Source organism: Selenomonas sp. WCT3, assembly GCA_900100835.1.
Lineage (GTDB): Bacteria > Bacillota > Negativicutes > Selenomonadales > Selenomonadaceae > Selenomonas_A > Selenomonas_A ruminantium_E.
On the sequence record FNCM01000014.1, the window covers coordinates 39,836 to 60,428 of the forward strand.

Sequence of the window (20,593 nt, forward strand, 5' to 3'; positions counted from 1 at the left end):
AAATATTAATGGCGATATGCAAGCTCCCCGGGGGGATAAAATGACTGTAAATTTCGTATAAATATGAAAATATCCCCCCGGGGGGCTTACGGGAAGCACTCGTTTTCTACTAATATTATATTATTGTGTATCATATTTATGAGGAGGATAGGCAAGATGAATTATGCCTTGAGACGATTGGGGCAGTTAATACCAATTCTTTTTGGCATTACGTTCCTATCTTTTTTGCTGATATATTTGGCGGGCAGTGATGCGGTAACGGAGTTGTATACGAACCGTGGCGTTGAGGTGGCACAGGAAATTCTCGATGAGCGGCGGGCAGAACTGGGGCTTAATCTTCCGTTTTTCACGCAGTATGTGAATTGGCTTTGGGGGATGTTCCATGGGGATATGGGCATTAGCTATGTCACGGGAGAACCAGTGCTGGCGGCTTTTTTGCGCAAGCTGCCGGCAACGCTTTTACTTACGGCTCTTTCCATTGTGCTGACGGTGGTGATTGCCGTTCCAGCGGGGATTTACGCGGCGGTCCGCCGGGATAGGGCGGCGGATTTTATCCTGCGGTTTGGCAGTTTTATCGGCAATGCCATGCCAAACTTTTTTGTCGGTATGCTGTTGATGCAGTTTTTGGGAATACAGTTGGAGTTGCTGCCGGTTATTTCCAGCGGCGTGGGTCTCAAGAGTGCGATTATGCCGACGTTGACCCTGGCGATTGCCATGACGGCCAAATATATGCGGCAGGTGCGCTCCGCCGTGTTGGAGGAGCTCAACAAGGATTATGTGCAAGGGGCTATGGCCCGGGGGATAAGCGACCGGGTTATCCTTTGGAAAAATGTCATGAAGGCCTCCATGCTGACGATTATGACGCTGTTAGCGCTATCCATTGGCAGTCTGCTGGGCGGTACGGCCATTGTGGAAAGCATCTTCATGTGGGACGGTGTAGGAAAGCTGGCCGTTGATGCCATCAATATGCGCGATTATCCGCTGATTCAGGCCTATGTCATGTGGATGGCAGTTATCTATGTGGTGGTCAATCTGGTGGCAGATATTTTGTATCATCAGTTTGACCCGCGCATCCGCTTGGGAGGGAAGCAGCAATGAGTGAGATAAGTGTACGGGTTCCCCAAATCCGCCGGGACAGGCTGAAGCGAAAATTGTATTTCTTTTCCACGGTGGCCGGGCTTCTGATTGTGGCGGCATTCTTTAGTGAATATCTGTGTCCTTATGACCCTTATGAACAAAATATGTCCTTGGCGAAGGCTGCGCCGTCGGCAGAGCATCTCTTGGGGACGGACCGGTATGGCCGGGATATGTTTTCCCGGGTCATTGCCGGCAGTTTTACCAGTATTTTTTCCACCCTGGCGCTAGTGGGCTTTATCACTGGCTTTGGCACGATCATTGGCATTTTTTGTGCCTGGATGGGCAAATGGGTCGATACGGTGCTCATGCGGCTGGCGGATATGTTTTTGGCCTTCCCGGGCCTGGTATTTGCGCTGGCCGTGGCAGCGGTCTTAGGGGGCGGCGTTCATAACGCCATTTTTGCCTTGGCGGCTATCAGCTGGCCGAAGTATGCACGGCTCGCGCGCAGCCAGACGCTGGCGCAGCAGGAACTTCCCTATATGCAGGCTGTCCGGATGGCGGGAAGCAGTTCGCTGAAAATCATCGGCAAGCATGTTCTCCCCAATATTGCCGGACCGATTTTGGTGACGGCGATGCTCGATATTGGCACGATGATGATTGAGTTGGCGGGCCTGTCCTTCTTGGGGCTTGGGGCAAAGCCGCCGATTCCCGAGTGGGGCAGTATGATGAGTGATACGCGCAATCTGTTGGCGACGCAGCCATGGGTGACGCTGGCTCCAGGTGTGGCGATCTTTCTTTCGGTCATGATTTTCAATCTGTTGGGCGATACTGTGCGTGATTGGCTGGACCCGAAGAATCGGAGGTAATCATGAGGGAAATCATACGATATGAACAGGTAGATATCAGTTATTACGAGAAACGGGTCGTACAGGATATCAGCTTTGCACTGCAGCCAGGAGAAATACTCGGCATTGCGGGGGAAAGCGGCAGTGGCAAGTCGACGGTCTTGCGAGCGGCTATGGGGCTTCTAGGACGGGGCGGTGTTGTGACACGGGGGGATATCTGGTATGGGGATAAGGATTTACCCGATTTATCGGGAAAAGAATTGCGGGCACTTTGTGGCTCGGGAATCGCGATGATTTTCCAATCGGCAGGCAACTCCTTTTGCCCTATCCGCACGGTACGGGCGCAGCTCTGGGAAATGATGCAGGCCCATGGGGGAAAGGATGCCGCTGAGTTTGAGGAACAGGCCCAGGATATTCTGGCGAAGTTTGGTTTTGCAAATCCCCGCCGCATTTTAGATAGTTATCCGTTCGAGTTGTCGGGGGGCATGCAGCAGCGAGTTGGCGTGGCGGCAGCAATGCTCCTGCAGCCGAAGCTCCTGCTGGCCGATGAACCGACATCGGCACTGGATGTGACGGTGCAAAAACAGGTCATTGAGGAAATGCTTTTGGCACGCAAGCTGTTTGGCACGAGTATCCTGTTGGTCACGCATAATATCGGTGTCATCCGGGCAATGGCGGATAAAATCCTCATCATGAAGGATGGTTCCTGTGTGGAATACGGAAATACCCATGAGGTTATGGCAAAGCCACAGTCGGCATATACGAAGAAATTGCTGGCGGCAGTGCCATGTCTGCGGAGGTGAGTGAATGGAAACGATACTGGAGGTAAGACAGTTGCGGAAGGTCTTTCATGAAGGCAGCTGGGAAGATCTGCTGGCGGTGGATGATGTTAGTTTTACCGTTGGGGCTGGGGAAAAGGTGGCCATCATTGGGGAGAGCGGCAGTGGCAAAACCACGGTGGCGAAGCTGGTGACCCGGCTGCTGGATGTGACTGCGGGCCAGATTTTTCTCGATGGAGTGGAGATTACCAATGCCCGCGGGAAAGAATTAAAGCAGGCGTACCAGAAGATGCAGATGGTATTTCAATCTCCCATCGACAGTTTTGACCCGCGGTGTACGCTAGGGGATGGCATCGGGGAAAGCCTCCGGAATCATGGGTATACGAAGGGGGAGGCTAAAACGGAAACGGCTCGGCTGCTGGCCCTTTGCGGGCTTAGTCCGGATTTGGGGGATTGTTATCCCTATGAGGTCAGCGGCGGGCAGTGCCAGCGGGCGGCAATTGCCCGAGCCCTGGCGATTAAGCCGCAGCTGCTGATTCTCGACGAAGCTACCTCGGCGTTGGATGTGACTGTGCAGGCGGAGATACTGACGCTTTTAAATCACTTGCAGCAGGAGCTTTCTATGTCCTATTTGTTTATCTGCCATGACATTGCCTTGGTACAGGATTTTTGCGACCGGGTGTTGGTTATGCATAATGGCAGGATTGTCGAGGAGGGGACTGCAGACGCCGTAATCCGGCATCCGCAGATGGAATATACCCAAATGCTGATTGACAGTGTTTTGTAAGGCTTTCTTTTGGGAAGCGGAAGGAAAGGAGAACATGGTATGAAGTGGAAAAAACTTTTGGCGCTGGCCGTAAGTGCCAGCCTATGCATTGGGGCGCTGGCCGGCTGTGGCGGCAGTCAGACGGGGAAGTCTGATGCCGGCAAGGTGCTGACTATCGGCGATACGACTTTCAATAGTTCCAATGAGGAACCAGATATCAATCCCCATAATGCCTATGCTGGCTGGGCCTGCATTCGCTATGGCGTAGGAGAGACGCTGGTCAAATACTCCGATAATATGGAAATCCAGCCGTGGCTGGCAACCAAGTGGGAAAATACTGACCCGCTTACTTGGAAGATTACCCTGCGCGATGATGTCACCTATTCTTCTGGCCGTAAGATGGATGCTGCCTCGGTTAAACAGTGCCTCGAACATCTGATTGCAAACAACAAGCGGGCCAAGCAGGATTTGAAGGTGGCCTCCATTGAGGCAAATGGCCAGGAGATTACCATCAAAACGACGGAGCCCAAACCGGCGCTGCTCAATTACCTTGGCGACCCCTATGGCTGTATCATCGATGTGGATGCTGGGTTTGACAACGGTATTGTTGCTGGTACCGGCCCGTATATCGCCACGGACATGAAGACCGATGATCATCTGACCCTCAAGAAAAACGATAATTATTGGGGCGGCAAGCCAAAACTCGATAAGATTACCATCCGCACCATAACGGATGGCAATACGTTGGCCAATGCCCTGCAGTCTGGTGAGGTGCAGGCTGCCTATGGCATGGCGTATGAAAGTTATCCGCTGTTCAAAAATGACAAATATACCATCTCACAGATATCCACATCGCGCTGCTTCTTCGGCAAGATGAATTTCGACCCGGATTCGGTCTGTGCTGACCCGGCGGTCCGCAAGGCGATTTCCATGGGCATCGACAAGGATAACTTTGTGGAAAAATTGCTGGAGGGCAATGGCTTCCCGGCTAACGGGGTATTCCCAGCCGGTGCGGCCTTTGGCGGCGATAAGGTAAAAGCCGAGAAATACGACCCAGAAGGGGCTAAGGCTGTTTTGGAGCAGGCCGGCTGGGTGGATACCGATGGCGATGGTATTCGCGAGAAAAACGGCAAAAAACTCGTCGTTAAATGGCTGACCTACCCGAGCCGTCAGGAACTACCGCTGTTAGCGGAATCGGCCCAGGCTACGTTGAAGGCCATTGGCATAGCTGTGGATATCAACAATACGGCGGACAACAATCAGGTGGTAAAAAATCCGAAGAACTGGGACGTTTATGCGATGGCCAACGTCCAGGCGCCAACTGGCGACCCCGAATATTGGTTTACGGTATTTGCGACGGGCAATGCTACCAAGAATCAAGGCAAATATCAAAGCGCGAAACTCGATGCGCTCGAAGCAGAACTCAGCCAGACCTTTGACCCGGCCAAACGGGCTGAGCTGGCTGTGCAGATGCAACAGGTGGTTCTCGATGACCATGCGTTCGTATTCTGCTCCTTCCTCAAGATGAGCATGATTTCCAAGGCGAATGTCAAGAACTATACCTCCCATGCTTGTGACTATTATCAGATTACTGCCGACCTCGATGTCGAATAACGTAATCTTCCCATAGAAAAAGCCTAACGGCAACCAAAGTAGGTGCTGTTAGGCTTTTTTCGCCATTACGATTTTATTAAGAATCCTATATAGGCAATTGCACATAACAGAAATATCGAGCCGCCAAATAAACCAACAATTAAATTCACTATCTTTTTGTCTGCGTCATTACATTCATTCATTTTACTAATCAATACAGACGCAATGGCAAAAAATATCATCCAAAGGCCTACCATATTTTTTATCATGCCATCATATGGTGTGTCAGTTTGCCAGAAAAATTCAATCAAACAAGATGCGCCAAATAAGCCAAATGATAGAAGGATTATTTTTTGATGAAGTTTTTTCCAGCAATATACGGCTAAGCATATAAATAAAATTAAAAGGCATCCCCAAAGCAATTTCTCGTTAATATATTTATCCATTCCCTTAACCAAAGTCATCAACGAAATGGAAAAACAGACGAGAGGTTTACTTATTTTTAAATTAGTCATTTCCTAATACCGTTTCCTTTTCTTGTGATGTGGATGCATCCATTCGCACTTCTAATACAGTCGATTCGTATGCAGGGATGGAATTTGCTGGTGATTTTGTTAATTTAACGAAGTGGCTATGGAGAATTTGTATCTTATCTTTATAGTAGTTATTTTATCAAAATAGGAACATATACAAGTGCACATAGTAATAACAATGAACCGCCTGTGAAACAAATGATTAGTTTGAGTAACTTTTTGTCTGCTTCATTGCATTCGTTCATTTTGTTTACCACTATGGATGCAAGTGCCCCAAAAGCCGACCAAAGAATCAATGCACCTTTGGTTACGCCATCATAGGGGGTGTTAACTTGCCAAAAAAATCCAATCAAACACGCTATGCCAAATAAGCCAAACGATAGAAGGATTATTTTTTGATGAAGTTTTTTCCAGCAACATACGGCTAAGCATATAAATAAAATTAGAAGGCATCCCCAAAGCAATTTCTCGTTGATATATTTATCCATTCCCTTGACCAATGCCGTCAAGGAAATGGATAAAAACAAGATAGGTTTACTTATTTTTAGATTAGTCATTTCCTAATACCGCCTTCATTTCCGATGATGTGTACGTATATCCGCACTCCTAATACGGTCGATTCTCCTGTAGGGAGGGCATCAGCTGGTGATTTTGTCAATTTCACGAAGTGGTTATGGTGAAATTGCATCGCATCTTTTACTGCAAAAAAGCATATAAGCCTATTGCACAGAAACATAATAAAATTAATGTATTTACCCCAACTGCTTTTAGCATGAACTTCTTTTTCGCTTTATCTGATTCGCTTTTGCTTCGATATATAACGAAAATGTTTATTCCCATTATCATAAAAACGATACTTCCCATAAGCGATAGATAACGAATATCTTCCGAATATTGTTCTACACTCACTGGAATCAAACAAGCAATCGCAAAGACAATTAACACTATAATGCATTCTTGATGTTGCTTTTTCCAATAATAATAACAAGCTAAAAAAATACTAGCTGCTCCCATTACTACTAGTATCATGTCGGTATTTTCCAGAGAATGATTTAATATTTTCCCCAGTGCTAAGCCGATTATGTAAATAATAAATGATTTATAATTTATTTTTTGCATCACGATTTCATCCAAAAAATTAGACAGCCAATTGCACATAATAAAAATATCGAACCGCCGAATAGTCCAACAATTAACTTCACTACCTTTTTGTCTGCATCATTACATTCCTTCATTTTTATAACTAATACAGATGAAATGGCAAAAAACGATGACCAAAGGATTAATGCACCTTTGATTATGCCGTCATATGGCGTGTTAACCTGCCAAAAAAGCCCAATAAAACACGCTATGCCAAAGAAAGCAAACGACAGGATGATTATTTTTTGCTGAAGTTTTTTCCAGCAATATACCGTTAAGCCTATAAGTGCTAGCAAAAGGCATATCCAAATAAAATTTTCGTCGATATAGTTATCTATTCCTTTGACCAAAGTCATCAATGAAATAGAAAAACAGACGAGAGGTTTACTTATTTTTAAATTAGTCATTTGCTAATACCGCTTCCTTTTCATGCGATGTGAACACATCAGTCCCCATCCCTACTATAATCGAACCTACTGCAGCGGCAGTAATCGCTGGTGCACCCGTCAATCCCACGAAGCTTATCAAGGCGCCTATACCTACGCCGCCAAGTACAGTGACTATAACCCCTGCTGTATCGATAGTAGCAGTTGCAATTTTTTCGCTTGTCGTATAATTGGGATTGGTGAAATCATCATAGACATCCATAGCTCCTACCCCTATAGAGACAACGGAATTTTTGGCTACTGCTTTTGACGATATGGCAGCATATTTGGCGAAACCGGCTATATCCTTTATCCCGGCTTCTTTTATTGGTGTCATTGAAGCGTTTGTAAATACATGCTTTTCGGATAGTGCAGTATCTGCTGCCGTAGTCGTCGTGTTCTTAGCCAGTGAATTACCTCTTATGGTATTGATAGCACCCATCACTGCGTTCAGGCGTGCTTCGCTGTTTTGTCGGCCTATTTCGTAGCCGGTATAATTTTCTTCCTGCTCATGGGAGTATTCATCGTCTGCATAAGCAGAAATTTGACCTCGTTCTGCCCGGTCCTTCATTTCTTGGGCTGCTTGCTGTAGCGTTGGAGATGGATTGTTGATGCGGTTTGCTATGGCTTTTGCCCCTAGCGTCAATGCTTCAGCTACGGTAGAAATGAAGCCTTTACTATTGGGGGCAATATCATCGTCAGGATTTACTGGAGCCTCTTCTGCCGGCTGATCTTCGGGATAAGAGGATAAATCCCCCTTATTGACCGTTTCCTTCATTTCATTGGCGGCATCAATTAATTCCTGTGGGGGATGATTAAAATGGTCCGCCAAAGCAGTCAGGCCCATCGACAAAATTCCCGGATTGCCAGTCGGTACATCATCGGGCGCAGGCGTATAGGTGTTTTCGTCTGGATTGCCTAAATCGCTAAGGTAACTGCTGGTATTTTTGGAATCGTTCACTGTTGTTACAAAATCCGGCAGTTCTTCGGTTATCTCTTGTTGCCGTTGTGTTATGCCATCTGCTATGGCATCTACTGCCATGGCTATAATCCCCTTACTATCAGGCGCTATGTCATCGTCTGGGGTTCTGGAAGCATCAAGATAACCTTCGGGATCGTAAAGGTCTGTATAGGAAGGGGCTGTGCTGGGAAATTCGTTATTGGTGGATTCGTCCTTCGCGATAAGTCCCTCACAGAATTTGTTAAAACTATCCATGGCCTCACGCTCTACTGCACCCCAGCCAGAAGCGACATCGGAAAAATCCATTGTATCCGCCACTTCATCATCGCTGACGTAGGAATCACTACTGTAATCACTATAAGCCGAGCCCCAACCATAACTATCCCCATCATCGTCAGAGGAATATGAATCGTCACTGCTGTAATCGCTGTCTGAAGCGCCATCACTATCGCTGGAGTCGTCATTTGAACCGTCATTGCCATAGCTGTTGCTGGAATCGTCCTCGCCGTAGCCACCGGCAGAGTCCTCGCCACCATAGTCGCCATAGCCGCCACCATATCCAGAATCGCAGCCGCCGTAGCTGCTGCCACAAGTATTGTTATTATCGTCCCCCATGCGTTAAGCCTCCTCAAAAACATGCAATTGTCAATCGCTTTGTTTATACCATAGCGCGGCTTTTTTAGAAGAGATTAAGATCATTATTATAATGAGGGATACATTTTTTAAGGAATTATCATAACCCCCAGGGGGGCTTATCTGGTGGCAGAGAATCCTTTACAATAGAGACAGACAAGATCTACTGGAGGGACGCGTATGGATTCGAATAATGTTTGGCGTGACGGGGCGTTGGAGGATTATACGGCATTAAACCGGGAAATCGAATCGTATTGGGATGTACGAAGCCGTGCATTCAGCAAGGTTCGCTTACGGGAATTGGCTGGACCAAGCCGAGTGGCCTGGCAAGGTTTTTTGGCAGAAAGACTGCCCAAGAATCAGCCGCTTCGTGTGCTGGATGTGGGAACTGGCGCTGGTTTTTTTGCGATATTGTTGGCTGGAATGGGACATCAGGTGACGGGCATTGACATGTCAGGGGATATGCTTCATGAGGCGAAGCAGAATGCCATGGCCAGTGGTGTATCGGTGAAATTCCAGAAAATGGATGCTCAGGTTTTGTCCTTTGCGGATGACTCCTTTGACGTGGTAATCAGCCGTAATCTGACTTGGACGCTGCCGGATGTGATGGCTGCTTACCGGGAATGGCAGCGAGTGCTTAAGCCGGGTGGATTGCTTATGAATTTCGATTCTGATTATGGGATGGAAACTTTTTCCCAGAAAGAAGATCAAGCGAATGTCCATGCAGGCATCGATCAGGCAATGGTCGATACCTGTAATGCGATTAAAGATGCCGTACGCATCAGTACTCATCGGCGGCCGACGTGGGATGCCGCGTATTTGCAGGGATTGGATATGACCGTGGAGGTTGAGGCCGACATAGCCGATATCGTCCACAATGATCCAGCGATGCAATATGATTCGGTGCCGCTGTTTGCCATTTTGGCGCGAAAATAAAAAAGGGATTGTGAAAAATCCCTTCATATTGGCATAAAATATAAAAGCCTCCATAAGTTAGCTTGATTGATCTAACTTATGGAGGTTTTTATGAATTTATCAACGTATTTTTACAAATTACAGTTTGTAGGTTACACGAATCTCATTCGAAGCAACTCTTCGCCGCCGCTAGGGGCAGTGCCAACACTACGCGGGAGATGTTTTTCTAAACGAAATTTTTATCCGTAATTAAGCATCGAAAAAGTTGCAAAACGCGCTTCGCTTGAACGGTAGCAATTTTTCGACGAACGGTGAGGATAAAAATTTCGTTCTTCACGAAAAACATCAAACGCTTCGTTTATGGCACTGCCCCTAGCGGCGGCTGAGGATGTGGCGAGTTTCCCCGAGCTTCACCCTCCGAGGGCGCAGCAATTCGTGCCGGCTCTAACCGAGGCGGCGGGGGACCCAGTACCATAAGCGGAGCCTTGACGTTCCGCGTGAAGCAAGAAATTTTTGCCTGCGTTCTCGTTGGAAAAGCAGTTTCGTCCAAGCGAAGCGCGTTTAACTGTTTTCCAACTCTTAATTAAAAGGCAAAAATTTCTTGTAGCGGGTTGTCACCGGTGGAGCGTTGGTACTGGGGCCCCCGCCGCCGGCGACTTACCTCGAATACGAACTGGGTACTACTCCCTACAAACTGTAATTTTACAGCCTCTTTTTCTTTTCAGGCAGGACTTTTATGGTTAAGTGTCTAATATAGATAAACAAAACAACAAATATCATCATCATAACAATATTGTACTTTTAATCCATGTATACCGTATAAATGATACATAATAGAAGATTTTCCCAGACCAGTTTTTGAGTGGAGGACAAATGGGTAAATAATATGGCTGAATTTTACATGTATACATTGACTTTTGTAAACATGTAAACTATAATTAGTTCCATCGTTGATTGTTTTACGGACAACGAATGAGAGACAAGGGAGGAATTCATATGAATTTCAGCAAGAAAAGCTTGAAACTCATGAGCGTAGTCGCTGGTACGATGCTCATGGGCAGTGTATTTGCCGGTTGTGGTGATGAAGGCAGTGCAGATGAAATCAAGGTTGGTGCCAACTTCGAGTGTACGGGCAATGTTGCTAACTATGGCCAGGCAACGCTGGATGGCTTCAATCTGGCCATCAAGGAAATCAATGATGCTGGCGGCGTCAATGGCAAGAAAATCAAAGTCGTTTCCGCTGACAATAAATCCGAGGCCTCTGAGGCAGTCAATGCTGCAACGAAGCTGATTTCTGATGACAAGGTAAAGGTTATCGTTGGACCGGCGGTAACGGCAAACGTCATCGCTGAGTCGCAGGTGGCAACGGATAATAAGATTCCTATCATTGCACCGGATGCGACGAGCCCGGATGTAACGGTGGAAAATGGCCAGGTAAAACCTTTCGTATTCCGCAGCTGCTTTATCGACCCGCAGCAGGGCTCGGTTATGGCAAAATTTGCGGCAGAGAAACTCAAGGCTAAGACGGCTGTCATCTATGTGGATAACAGCTCCGATTATTCCAAGAGCCTGGGCAAAGTGTTCAAGGAGAAATTCGAGGCTGCTGGCGGCAAGGTTTTGATGGAAGAAGCTTTCCTCGCAAAGGATCAGGATTTCAAAGCTGCTTTGACGAAACTCAAAACGGCCAATGCGGATGTGGTATTCGTTCCGGCTTACTATGAGGAAGTTGGTAAAATCGTAAAACAGGCGCGTGAGCTTGGCTTTAAACAGCCGTTCCTCGGTACGGATGGCTGGGATGATTCGAAGGTAGCTGATATTGCTGGTGCGGATGCCTTGAACAACACGTTCTTTAGCACGCACTATTCGGATAAAGATGCTGAGGTAAAAGATTTTGTCGATGCCTTCACGAAAGAGTATGGCCATGCACCAAATGTATTTGCAGCCCTTGGCTATGATGCCGGTAAGATGCTGGCTGATGCCATCAAACGGGCAGGCAGCGATGATCCGGAGAAGATCCGCGAGGCACTGGAGCAGACCAAGGATCTCAAGGTTGGTACAGGTACCATCACGATGGATAAACACCATAACCCAATCAAGCAGGCAGTTATCCTGGAGAATAAGAACGGCGACCGCGTCATGGTTGCTAAGATCATGCCGGATGCTGAGTGATTGAGCAAATAAGGCAGATGCAGGGGGCCGCAGTGATGCGGCCCTTTGTACTATCGTAGGATGTCCTTCAAGGATGGACTCTATGATAATAAGGAGGAAAATTATGGAAGTTACGCACCAGGTCCTGCAGCAGCTCGTCAATGGCATTTCGCTGGGCAGCATTTATGCGCTGATTGCGTTAGGCTATACGATGATTTACGGTATCATCAAGCTCATCAACTTCGCCCATGGCGATATTTATATGGTGGGCGCTTATATCGGATTTTATGCGATTACGCAGGCACATTTATCAATCGTACCCGCGCTGATTATCTCGTTTGTGGTTACTGGTATTCTCGGTATGGTGGTGGAGAAGCTGGCCTATAAGCCCCTTCGCCATGCACCGCGTATTTCGGTGCTCATTACGGCCATCGGTGTTTCGTTTTTCTTGGAGTACACGAGCATGTACTTCGTATCGCCGACGCCGCGCACCTTCCCAGCTCTTTTCGGCGATGTGGCCATCGAGCTGGGGGGCATTGTCATCAATGGCCAGCAGATGTTGATTCTCGGCATTACCACCATCTTAATGATTGTACTTACTTATGTGGTTCACAGAACCAAAACCGGTAAGGCGATGCGGGCGGCTTCCTTTGATACGGAGACAGCTCAGCTTATGGGGATTGATTCGGACCGCATTATCTCTATTACTTTTGGCATCGGTTCGGCACTGGCGGCCGTGGCTGGCGTGCTGGTCGGTGTCTACTATAATTCCATCGACCCGCTCATGGGCATCATGCCGGGCCTCAAGGCCTTCGTTGCCGCCGTCCTCGGTGGTATCGGTATTTTGCCGGGAGCTGTGGTCGGTGGTTTGATTCTCGGTATTGTCGAAGCCTTTGTGTCGGGATTTGTGTCCTCGACCTTCCGTGATGCGGCTGCCTTTGCCATCTTGATTCTCGTGCTGCTGTTCAAGCCAACGGGCATCTTTGGCAAGAATACGAAAGAAAAAGTCTAAGGGGGGAGCTTCATGAAATATTTACGCAAAAATGACTTTATCATGATTGGCTTCGCCGTAGTTCTCTTCGCGGTACTTCAAGGTCTTATCGCAGGCCGTATCCTGAGTTCCTTCTGGCAGCTCAATCTGTTGATTGTAGGCATCAATGTTATTATGGCGGTGAGCCTCAATCTTATCAATGGCTATACGGGCCAATTTTCCTTGGGACATGCGGGCTTTATGGCTGTCGGTGCCTATGTGGGCGTTGTGCTCACGACGAATTTCCATCTACCGTTCTTGGCGGCATTAGTGGCAGGAGCTGTGGCGGCTGGTATCCTTGGTTTCCTCATCGGTATTCCGACCTTGCGGCTGCGCGGTGACTATCTGGCTATCGCTACGCTGGGACTCGGGGAGATTATTCGCATCGTTATCATGAATATCGATTATGTGGGTGGTGCAGCTGGTTTTAAGGGCATTCCCCATCACACCACCTTTGCCTGGGTGTTTTTCCTCATGCTGTTTGCTTTGTTCTTCATCAAGAATTTCGTGAACTCGAATCAGGGGCGTGCCTGTCTCGCTATTCGCGAGAATGAGATAGCGGCGGAATCGATGGGTGTCAATACGACGAAATATAAGATTATGGCCTTTACTATCGGTGCTGCTTTTGCCGGTGTGGCCGGGGTCTTGTTTGCCCACAGTTTTTATCTCATCAGTCCGAATTCCTTTACCTTCATGCAGTCCTTTAACTATCTTATCATGGTAGTTATGGGCGGTTTGGGGTCGATTACGGGGTCCATTGCTGGTGCCTTTGTGGTTACTTTCATTTCGGCGGCACTGGCCAGCTGGCCAGAATTCCGCATGATTATCTATGCACTGGCATTGATCCTGATGATGTTCTATCGCCCGCAGGGCCTGTTTGGTTATATGGAAGTTACCAATATGCGTATCTTCCGCAAAATCTTCAAGAAAGGGGGCCGCGCTGATGGCTAAGGAATTACTTAAAGCAACCGATGTGTCGGAGGTATTTGGCGGCCTCAAGGCAGTTTCAGATTTCAATTTCCATATCAATAAAGGTGAACTGGTGGGCCTCATCGGGCCGAATGGTGCTGGCAAGACTACGGCCTTCAATTTGATTACTGGCGTTTATCAGCCGACTACAGGTGAGATCCACTTCGATGGCAAGAGCATTGTGGGCTTGAAGCCCTATCAGATTACCCAGCGCGGCATTGCCCGTACCTTCCAGAATATCCGGTTGTTTTCCGAGCTTACAGTTCTTGAGAACGTCAAGATTGCCTTCCATTTTCATGTCAAATATGGTCTGTTGGAGTCGGTGTTCCGCATGGGCCGTTACTTTAAAGAAGAGGAAAAGATTGAAGAAGAAGCCCTGAAGCTTTTGAAAATCTTCCATCTGGAAGATAAAGCCGGTGAGCTGGCAAAGAATCTTCCCTATGGCGCCCAGCGGCGGCTGGAGATTGCGCGGGCGCTGGCCGCTAAGCCGAAACTCTTGTTGCTGGACGAACCGGCGGCTGGCATGAATCCCCAGGAGACGAAAGAACTCATGGAGATGATTTCTTGGATTCGTAAAGAATTTGGCTTGACGATTCTCTTGATTGAGCATGACATGAGTCTGGTCATGGGGATTTGTGAACGCATCTACGTATTGGAGTATGGCATGATTATCGCACAGGGAACGCCAGAGGTTATCAAGAACGACCCGGAGGTTATCCGGGCATATTTGGGAGGCGAGGCATAATGGGCAAACTGCTGGAATTGAAGGACTTAAATGTCTATTATGGTGCCATCCATGCGATTAAGGGAATCAGTCTGGAAGTCAATCAGGGAGAGATTGTCACTCTTATCGGAGCCAACGGCGCGGGTAAATCGACGACGCTCCGCACGATTTCGGGGCTGTTGAAGCCAAAGTCTGGTACGATAACGTTTGAGGGAAAAGATATAGCGGGTATCAAGGCGCATGAAATCGTCCGCAGTGGCATCAGTCAGGTGCCGGAGGGACGCCGCATTTTCGCGGAGATGTCTGTTATGGAGAATCTCGACCTGGGAGCCTTCACGCGCAAGGATAAAGATGGGATCAAAGCGGACATCAAGCATGTATTTGAACTGTTTCCGCGGTTGGAGGAACGCAAGAATCAGATTGCGGGAACGCTCTCGGGCGGTGAACAGCAGATGCTGGCTATGGGGCGTGCGCTGATGAGCCGGCCGCGGCTGCTGCTGCTTGATGAGCCGTCCATGGGGCTTGCGCCGCTGCTCATAAAAGAAATCTTCAATATTATCGTCGATATCAACAAGGCTGGGACAACGGTGCTGCTGGTAGAGCAGAATGCCAATATGGCTTTGTCGATAGCCAATCGGGCCTATGTCCTGGAAACGGGACGCATAACCCTGTCTGGCGATGCCAAGGAGCTGGCGGCCAGTGAAGAAGTGCGCAAAGCTTATCTGGGCGGTTGATTGCTGGAAAGGAGAAGGGATTCGCCAGACTTTGGCGAATCCTTTTGTATATATCAAAATCCCGGGGCAGCAGCACCGGGGGCAGAAATGGAGGTTATCCTTATGTTCGTAGCTAATCGTATGACGAAAAATCCTGTGACCATTGCACCGGATGCATCTCTAGATGATGCGTTCCTGGCGATGAAAAAGGGAAATTTCCGCCGGCTGCCGGTTGTGGAAGATGGCAAGCTGGTCGGTTTTTTCAGTGATAAAGACCTTATGCGGGTGGCGCCTTCCCCGGCGACGACGTTATCCCGGTATGAGGAAAAGTCCCTGCTGGATAAGCTAAAAGTGGCGGAAATCATGAACAAAAATGTGATTTCGGTTCAGGAGGATGCGACGATTGAAGAGGCGGCGCTCATTATGTACGACAAGAAAATCGGCGGGCTGCCGGTTATCTCTGAGGTCGGTGCAGTGGTGGGCGTTATTACCGAGACGGACATCTTCAAGACCTTTGTCGACGTCATGGCTCTTTCCGGAGGCAAGACACGGCTGACCGTACTGGTGGACAATAAGGTCGGCGTGGTCAATGAGATTTCTGGTATCTTTGCGGCAGAAGGCTTGTCCATTGACAGTCTGGTGACCTGCAAGCAGGAAGATGGCAGTTATGAGATTGTTATCCGCGGTATAATCCCCGATGTGGAAAGTATCAAGAAATCCATAGAGGAAAAGGGATATAAGGTAATTCACTCCGTCAAATTTGAGTGAAAAATAACTTGGCAGACGAGCAAAAATATGCTTGATTTTTGACGCGTTACCGTCGATAATATAAATAGGAATACTTTACTCTGATATGTAAGTGTAAGTGAATAGCATTAAGGAGGAAGCTAACATGGATGTCAAAGGAATTGCTTCGCTCTCCCAGCAAACCGCTGCTTTGAGTGCAAGCTACAAGAAAACCACAACGTCGACCACAACGGATGATGCGCAAAAGCTGACGACGACGACCTCGACCACAGAGGCCTTCAGTCTGAACATCACTGCTTCGGCAGAGAAGGCATCAGGGGCTCTCAAAGGCATGACAACCGAGCAGGTGGATGCACTGAAAGAGGGAATCCAGAAGAGCTATCAGCTCATGATCAAAACGATGACGGAGCAGAATGCAAAACTGCAGGGATGGCTGGACCAAGGCATTGGCCAGCTGAACTTTGAAGGGATTCTCTTCGGTACGGATAAATTTGCTTTGCCGCCGGTGGGAACGACACCGGAAGAAGCGCAGGCGGCCATCAGCGAAGGCGGTGCTTACTCGGTGGATGCGGTCGCAACGCGTATCTTTGATATGGCTTCGACGATTGCTGGCGGTGATCCGGAGAAACTCAAGGCAATGCAGGCTGCAGTGGAGGAAGGTTTCAAGCAGGCTGGTCTGGTCTGGAAAGATGAAATTGGTCAGGATGAGATGCCGCAGATTACGAAAGATACCCATGCGGAAATCAACAAGCGCTTTGAAGAGCTTTTCGCCAAGCTGGCAAAACCGGCGGACGAGTGATTGGGTAACGCAAGATAACAATAGTGTCAAAACCGTAGCAGCAGTTCTTGCTGCTGCGGTTTTTTGCTGGGGCGGTAAAATGTGCGGCAGAGAGGAAAGGCTACTATACAGGTATTTTTTTTTGTAGTATGATAAAAATAGATAATATGGCTGGAGAAACAGGATGGATTCCAGTCAGCTGTGCTTGGATGATTGTGGGGATATAACATCAAGTCAACTGATAAAGGAGGTCAAGTGAGATGGCCGATGAAACTGTCCTATTCCAGACGGATGATATACTTCATGCGATTTTGGGGCGTATCCGTGAGGGCGTGTGCCTTCTCAACGAATCCGGTGAGATTATCGATATCAATCCTTCTGGCCTTGATATTATGGAGACAACGCGGGAAGAATGTATGGACCTTCAATTTGGTGATGCGTTTCACTGTGAGAACAGTTTGGAACACGGTTGTGGTCATGGGCGGAACTGCCGTCACTGCCCGGTCCGCAAAAATCTTGAGGCGGCCATTATGGAGGATTCCTTCAGCAGCGAATTCACCGTGAAAATGCATAGTGTGCGCCGTAACCGCGGCGTTTGGCTGAAACTGAGGGTATCCCAGGTCAAGGTCTCGGAGGGCAACCGAATTGTGGTCGTTTTGGAAGATGATACGGCCAGTAAAGATTTTGAACGCCAGTTGGAGGCGGCGCGAACAGCGGCAGGTAAAGCAAAACAGGTAAATTTGCAGGTATTGACCAAGTTGAGCTGTCAAATCCGCACCGCGGTCAATGGATTGGCTGGGATGATGGAACTTGCCGCTAAGGAACCGCTGACAGAGAATCAGCAGAGCTGCTTGGAAAATGCCCAGCAGTGTGCTGATGGCTTGCTGCGCTGCCTGGATGAGGCTCTCGACGCCGTGAAAGGCGAAAGTGGCGGCAGGATAGAGCCCGCTAGCGCATCCGGCTTGCCGGCGCTGCATGATGATGAGGATGAGGTGGCAAGGCTTATGCAGTATTGCCTGCATAAGCTGGAGGATGTTCCCAGGGTGGAGGAATGACCATGAAGATACTGATTGCGGAAGATGACCGGCTCAGTCGGAGCTTTCTGGAAGAATTCATGAAGGATTATGGGGCTTGTGATTCGGCGGCAGATGGCATGGAGACGCTGGATTTGATACTGGAAGCCATGAAGCAGAAGAAGCCATACGATTTGCTCTGCCTGGACATCATGATGCCAAAAGTCGACGGATTCAAGGTGCTGAAGGTTATCCGTGGCCTCGAGCAGCAGTATAAAATTCCGCCGGAACAGCGCATGAAAATCATCATGATGACGGCTATTGCCGATGTGGATTATGTGGATCAAGCCTTTACGTGTGGTTGTGATGCCTACGCATCAAAGCCGATCAATATGGAAAAAGTGCAGGAAGTCATGCAGCAGCTGGGGCTGCTATCCCTGCCGGAAGAGTGAGAAAAGGAGCCTGCCGTGGTTTTACGCGGCAGGCTCCTTTTTCGGTTAGAATTTGTGTTTTGTCATGAGATTGGAAATGGCACCGAGCAGGTTGGCGTCGTTTCCGTGTTGACAGGCAAGGATATGGGGACGGATGCGAGCCACTTCGGCTTCGCGGATGATGGTATCGAGGTGTTTCTCGATATTGGGAATCAAATCCGGGCGGGTGCTGATGGCGCCACCAAGCAGGAAGGCTTCCGGGTCGAAGATGTACTGGATATCGTAGATGGCCCGGGCCAGGTATTTATACATGTTCTCGATATAGTGCTGGGCGTCTTGGTCGCCGGCTGCGGCCATTGCGTAAATTTTTTCTCCGTCCAGTTCGTCGGGAGAAATTTGCCGGTGGTTGGCCAATTGGCGAACCAGGGCACCAGAACAGCCGCTTTCACTTAGGATGTTTTTGCGTTCGCTGACGTATATGTAGCCGAATTCGCCGCCGTGAAGGTGGGCGCCATGGATGATTTCCTTATTGTGGACCAGGGCACCGCCAACGCCGGTGCCGAGAACGAAAAAGGCTACATCTTGGTAGTCTTTGCCCGCACCAGTCCAAACTTCGCCTAAGGCGGCACAGTTGGCATCGTTTTCCATAGCTGCTGGCAGGCCCAGCCGCGCTTCCAATGCCTGAAGAATGGGGAAGTCATGGATATAGGGCAAGGCACTGCTGCCGCCGATTACGCCGGATTTTCCGTTTACGGCACCAGGCATGGAAAAGCCGATGCCGGCGAGAGTATACCTTTCGGAAAGTTTGTTTTTGGCAATCGACAGCTGGGTGTAGAAGTCGTCCAGTGTTTCCGGAGTCCGGAAAGAACCGCGGTCATAAAATTTGCCGCCTTCATCGAGGACGGCAAACTTTACACTGCTGCCGCCAACATCAAAACCGAGAAAATACATCATGACATCTCCTTTTATTGTTGTTGCGTTCAGCCTATCATAGGAGATGCCAGGGTTCAATAGTTTTTAGCCAGCTTGGTCGAATGCTTCAGAAGAAACAAGAAAAAACAATTATTTTTTGAGACAAGCTTCCATGATGAACTGGTTGGCAAGGACATTCATGTTGGCCGAATTGATGGCTGCGGCTTCGCCGAAGTCCTTCCAGGCATCGGCATATTTCTTTTGCTGGATATGGGCAACGCCAATCAGGTTGCGGGCGTCAGCGGAACGGTCCTCAATCTGCAGCAGCTGTTCCATATCGGCGATGGCGCCGTCGTAATCCTTGGCTTCAAAGCGCATCAGACCGCGGTTGAACCAGCCTTGGTTGAGGTTGGGCGCAAGTTCCAGCAGGGTGTCATAATCCTTGCGGGCTAGTTTCTTGTTGCCCATCTGGGTGGCCGTGATAGCATGATCGTAGCGTGCTTCACTGGACTGGGGGGCAAAGACCAGCGCTTGGGAGAAGTCTTTGAGGGCGGCGTTGTAATCGCCGCGGTTGTACCAGACAATGCCGCGATAAATATAGGAGGACGCTTCATCCGGAGCACTCTTTACTTTGCGATTACCGGCATCGAGGGCGGCATCGGAGGCGTCCGGGGCCTGCGCCTGGCGCCAGAGACTCAGGATTTCCTGGCCGTAGTTTTTGCCGGGAACAGCCCAGGCACCATTGAGACCGGTCCATTTCATGACTTTGCCGTGGAGATCCGGACGGTTGCGGACTACATGCCAATAGCGGGGGTCGACAATCGTGATGGATGGTTTTTCCACGCGGGTGTAGGCCAGCAGGTGCTGGATATGGGCGCGGACACCAAGCTGGGCGGTGGCAAAACTATGGCCGGGTTCGTGGTTCCCTGTGGCCCCTAGGCCGCAGAAGTTGTTCTGCTTGGGGGAAACGTCACCGCCATAGCCGAAGAAGCCCGTTTCTTTGATGGCCTGGCATAAAGCAACATCCGGGCGGATGCCTTCACGGCCGGCTTCCTGATAATAGTAATTTACGATATCCTCGACACTGCAGGTGAGTTTCGGCTTGGCATTGTGTTTTTTGATGAAGCTAATCATCTGCTCCTGCGTGGCTTCGGCAGGGCCCATAATGGAGATGCTGTCAGGAGCGGCATCCACCGTCATCATGGGGGAATCGAAGGCTGGGGCCAGTTTCCACTGCACCTGGGTAATGGCCTTCTTGTTGATGCTCCGGGGCATTTCCTGGGAAAAGTCCGGGCGTCCCGGCAGCGTGCGATTGGCTACCGGCGTGTTAGCAACCTGAGGCGAAGCGGATGCTGCTTCGGTGGCAGAAGGTTGGAAACTGACAGCCAATAGGCTGCAGGTAATCGAAGCAGCCAAAAGGGAACGACGAAAATGCATAATAGTACCTCCAAAAATGGCAAC

The 20,593-nt window shown here is 49.0% G+C and carries 22 protein-coding genes; 15 read left to right on the forward strand and 7 right to left on the reverse strand.

What is annotated here, in order from left to right; genetic code table 11:
* The first annotated feature begins 156 nt into the window (after positions 1-156).
* Genes BLQ36_RS11055 through BLQ36_RS11075 form a run of 5 tightly spaced genes read left to right on the forward strand, consistent with a single transcriptional unit; the run spans position 157 to position 5,081 of the window.
* Positions 157-1,098, forward strand: a complete 942-nt coding sequence (locus BLQ36_RS11055; protein ID WP_074515643.1) for an ABC transporter permease — start codon at positions 157-159, stop codon at positions 1,096-1,098.
* Positions 1,095-1,943 (forward strand): ABC transporter permease, encoded by an 849-nt coding sequence (locus tag BLQ36_RS11060; protein WP_074515644.1) that lies wholly within the window; start codon positions 1,095-1,097, stop codon positions 1,941-1,943. The genes BLQ36_RS11055 and BLQ36_RS11060 overlap by 4 nt, the downstream gene beginning before the upstream one ends.
* A gap of 2 nt (positions 1,944-1,945) precedes the next feature.
* Positions 1,946-2,725: an ABC transporter ATP-binding protein gene (locus BLQ36_RS11065; protein WP_081342337.1), complete on the forward strand. Its 780-nt coding sequence runs from the start codon at positions 1,946-1,948 to the stop codon at positions 2,723-2,725.
* A gap of 4 nt (positions 2,726-2,729) precedes the next feature.
* A complete protein-coding gene (locus BLQ36_RS11070) occupies positions 2,730-3,488 on the forward strand; it encodes an ABC transporter ATP-binding protein (RefSeq protein ID WP_074515645.1) in 759 nt (252 codons plus the stop codon).
* Between the two features lie 39 nt (positions 3,489-3,527).
* Positions 3,528-5,081 carry an ABC transporter substrate-binding protein gene (locus BLQ36_RS11075; RefSeq protein WP_074515646.1) on the forward strand — a complete coding sequence of 518 codons (1,554 nt, stop codon included), beginning with the start codon at positions 3,528-3,530 and terminating at the stop codon, positions 5,079-5,081.
* Positions 5,082-5,146: 65 nt separating this feature from the next.
* On the opposite strand, the gene BLQ36_RS11080 is transcribed toward BLQ36_RS11075, so the two are convergent.
* From BLQ36_RS11080 to BLQ36_RS11100, 5 genes are all read right to left on the reverse strand, one after another.
* A complete protein-coding gene (locus BLQ36_RS11080; RefSeq protein WP_074515647.1) occupies positions 5,147-5,575 on the reverse strand; it encodes a hypothetical protein in 429 nt (142 codons plus the stop codon).
* A gap of 149 nt (positions 5,576-5,724) precedes the next feature.
* Positions 5,725-6,150, reverse strand: coding sequence for a hypothetical protein (locus BLQ36_RS11085; RefSeq protein WP_074515648.1), 426 nt, complete (start codon positions 6,148-6,150; stop codon positions 5,725-5,727).
* 139 nt (positions 6,151-6,289) lie between these two features.
* On the reverse strand, positions 6,290-6,712 hold the full coding sequence (locus tag BLQ36_RS11090) for a hypothetical protein (protein WP_074515649.1): 423 nt from the start codon (positions 6,710-6,712) through the stop codon (positions 6,290-6,292).
* The gene (locus BLQ36_RS11095; RefSeq protein ID WP_074515650.1) at positions 6,712-7,140 is read right to left on the reverse strand and encodes a hypothetical protein; all 429 of its coding nucleotides are present in this window, start codon (positions 7,138-7,140) and stop codon (positions 6,712-6,714) included. The genes BLQ36_RS11090 and BLQ36_RS11095 overlap by 1 nt, the downstream gene beginning before the upstream one ends.
* Positions 7,133-8,734, reverse strand: a complete 1,602-nt coding sequence (locus BLQ36_RS11100; RefSeq protein ID WP_074515651.1) for a hypothetical protein — start codon at positions 8,732-8,734, stop codon at positions 7,133-7,135. Before BLQ36_RS11100 ends, BLQ36_RS11095 begins: the two co-directional genes overlap by 8 nt.
* A gap of 198 nt (positions 8,735-8,932) precedes the next feature.
* Here BLQ36_RS11100 and BLQ36_RS11105 point away from each other — a divergent pair, with 198 nt between their 5' ends.
* The 10 genes from BLQ36_RS11105 (at position 8,933) to BLQ36_RS11150 (ending at position 18,241) form a co-directional block, all read left to right on the forward strand.
* Positions 8,933-9,688, forward strand: a complete 756-nt coding sequence (locus BLQ36_RS11105) for a class I SAM-dependent methyltransferase (RefSeq protein ID WP_074515652.1) — start codon at positions 8,933-8,935, stop codon at positions 9,686-9,688.
* A gap of 975 nt (positions 9,689-10,663) precedes the next feature.
* A complete protein-coding gene (locus tag BLQ36_RS11110) occupies positions 10,664-11,836 on the forward strand; it encodes an ABC transporter substrate-binding protein (protein ID WP_074515653.1) in 1,173 nt (390 codons plus the stop codon).
* 103 nt (positions 11,837-11,939) lie between these two features.
* Positions 11,940-12,827, forward strand: coding sequence for a branched-chain amino acid ABC transporter permease (locus tag BLQ36_RS11115; RefSeq protein ID WP_033170965.1), 888 nt, complete (start codon positions 11,940-11,942; stop codon positions 12,825-12,827).
* 12 nt (positions 12,828-12,839) lie between these two features.
* A complete protein-coding gene (locus tag BLQ36_RS11120) occupies positions 12,840-13,796 on the forward strand; it encodes a branched-chain amino acid ABC transporter permease (protein WP_074515654.1) in 957 nt (318 codons plus the stop codon).
* A complete protein-coding gene (locus BLQ36_RS11125; RefSeq protein ID WP_074515655.1) occupies positions 13,789-14,559 on the forward strand; it encodes an ABC transporter ATP-binding protein in 771 nt (256 codons plus the stop codon). The genes BLQ36_RS11120 and BLQ36_RS11125 overlap by 8 nt, the downstream gene beginning before the upstream one ends.
* Positions 14,559-15,272 carry an ABC transporter ATP-binding protein gene (locus BLQ36_RS11130; protein WP_074515656.1) on the forward strand — a complete coding sequence of 238 codons (714 nt, stop codon included), beginning with the start codon at positions 14,559-14,561 and terminating at the stop codon, positions 15,270-15,272. The genes BLQ36_RS11125 and BLQ36_RS11130 overlap by 1 nt, the downstream gene beginning before the upstream one ends.
* A 102-nt stretch (positions 15,273-15,374) precedes the next feature.
* Positions 15,375-16,019, forward strand: coding sequence for a CBS and ACT domain-containing protein (locus tag BLQ36_RS11135; protein ID WP_074515657.1), 645 nt, complete (start codon positions 15,375-15,377; stop codon positions 16,017-16,019).
* A gap of 124 nt (positions 16,020-16,143) precedes the next feature.
* A complete protein-coding gene (locus BLQ36_RS11140) occupies positions 16,144-16,797 on the forward strand; it encodes a hypothetical protein (RefSeq protein ID WP_074515658.1) in 654 nt (217 codons plus the stop codon).
* 239 nt (positions 16,798-17,036) lie between these two features.
* A complete protein-coding gene (locus BLQ36_RS11145; protein WP_074515659.1) occupies positions 17,037-17,831 on the forward strand; it encodes a histidine kinase dimerization/phospho-acceptor domain-containing protein in 795 nt (264 codons plus the stop codon).
* A gap of 2 nt (positions 17,832-17,833) precedes the next feature.
* Positions 17,834-18,241: a response regulator gene (locus tag BLQ36_RS11150; RefSeq protein ID WP_074515660.1), complete on the forward strand. Its 408-nt coding sequence runs from the start codon at positions 17,834-17,836 to the stop codon at positions 18,239-18,241.
* Between the two features lie 45 nt (positions 18,242-18,286).
* On the opposite strand, the gene BLQ36_RS11155 is transcribed toward BLQ36_RS11150, so the two are convergent.
* The gene (locus BLQ36_RS11155) at positions 18,287-19,174 is read right to left on the reverse strand and encodes an ROK family protein (protein ID WP_074515661.1); all 888 of its coding nucleotides are present in this window, start codon (positions 19,172-19,174) and stop codon (positions 18,287-18,289) included.
* Between the two features lie 108 nt (positions 19,175-19,282).
* Positions 19,283-20,569 (reverse strand): glucosaminidase domain-containing protein, encoded by a 1,287-nt coding sequence (locus tag BLQ36_RS11160; protein ID WP_074515662.1) that lies wholly within the window; start codon positions 20,567-20,569, stop codon positions 19,283-19,285.
* Between the last annotated feature and the right edge of the window lie 24 nt (positions 20,570-20,593).

Bases quoted from the DNA above. Each gene is read 5' to 3' on its own strand.
- BLQ36_RS11055 (WP_074515643.1), top strand. From the start codon at position 157: ATGAATTATGCCTTGAGACGATTGGGGCAGTTAATACCAATTCTTTTT.
- BLQ36_RS11060 (WP_074515644.1), top strand. From the start codon at position 1,095: ATGAGTGAGATAAGTGTACGGGTTCCCCAAATCCGCCGGGACAGGCTG.
- BLQ36_RS11065 (WP_081342337.1), top strand. From the start codon at position 1,946: ATGAGGGAAATCATACGATATGAACAGGTAGATATCAGTTATTACGAG.
- BLQ36_RS11070 (WP_074515645.1), top strand. From the start codon at position 2,730: ATGGAAACGATACTGGAGGTAAGACAGTTGCGGAAGGTCTTTCATGAA.
- BLQ36_RS11075 (WP_074515646.1), top strand. From the start codon at position 3,528: ATGAAGTGGAAAAAACTTTTGGCGCTGGCCGTAAGTGCCAGCCTATGC.
- BLQ36_RS11080 (WP_074515647.1), bottom strand. From the start codon at position 5,575: ATGACTAATTTAAAAATAAGTAAACCTCTCGTCTGTTTTTCCATTTCG.
- BLQ36_RS11085 (WP_074515648.1), bottom strand. From the start codon at position 6,150: ATGACTAATCTAAAAATAAGTAAACCTATCTTGTTTTTATCCATTTCC.
- BLQ36_RS11090 (WP_074515649.1), bottom strand. From the start codon at position 6,712: ATGCAAAAAATAAATTATAAATCATTTATTATTTACATAATCGGCTTA.
- BLQ36_RS11095 (WP_074515650.1), bottom strand. From the start codon at position 7,140: ATGACTAATTTAAAAATAAGTAAACCTCTCGTCTGTTTTTCTATTTCA.
- BLQ36_RS11100 (WP_074515651.1), bottom strand. From the start codon at position 8,734: ATGGGGGACGATAATAACAATACTTGTGGCAGCAGCTACGGCGGCTGC.
- BLQ36_RS11105 (WP_074515652.1), top strand. From the start codon at position 8,933: ATGGATTCGAATAATGTTTGGCGTGACGGGGCGTTGGAGGATTATACG.
- BLQ36_RS11110 (WP_074515653.1), top strand. From the start codon at position 10,664: ATGAATTTCAGCAAGAAAAGCTTGAAACTCATGAGCGTAGTCGCTGGT.
- BLQ36_RS11115 (WP_033170965.1), top strand. From the start codon at position 11,940: ATGGAAGTTACGCACCAGGTCCTGCAGCAGCTCGTCAATGGCATTTCG.
- BLQ36_RS11120 (WP_074515654.1), top strand. From the start codon at position 12,840: ATGAAATATTTACGCAAAAATGACTTTATCATGATTGGCTTCGCCGTA.
- BLQ36_RS11125 (WP_074515655.1), top strand. From the start codon at position 13,789: ATGGCTAAGGAATTACTTAAAGCAACCGATGTGTCGGAGGTATTTGGC.
- BLQ36_RS11130 (WP_074515656.1), top strand. From the start codon at position 14,559: ATGGGCAAACTGCTGGAATTGAAGGACTTAAATGTCTATTATGGTGCC.
- BLQ36_RS11135 (WP_074515657.1), top strand. From the start codon at position 15,375: ATGTTCGTAGCTAATCGTATGACGAAAAATCCTGTGACCATTGCACCG.
- BLQ36_RS11140 (WP_074515658.1), top strand. From the start codon at position 16,144: ATGGATGTCAAAGGAATTGCTTCGCTCTCCCAGCAAACCGCTGCTTTG.
- BLQ36_RS11145 (WP_074515659.1), top strand. From the start codon at position 17,037: ATGGCCGATGAAACTGTCCTATTCCAGACGGATGATATACTTCATGCG.
- BLQ36_RS11150 (WP_074515660.1), top strand. From the start codon at position 17,834: ATGAAGATACTGATTGCGGAAGATGACCGGCTCAGTCGGAGCTTTCTG.
- BLQ36_RS11155 (WP_074515661.1), bottom strand. From the start codon at position 19,174: ATGATGTATTTTCTCGGTTTTGATGTTGGCGGCAGCAGTGTAAAGTTT.
- BLQ36_RS11160 (WP_074515662.1), bottom strand. From the start codon at position 20,569: ATGCATTTTCGTCGTTCCCTTTTGGCTGCTTCGATTACCTGCAGCCTA.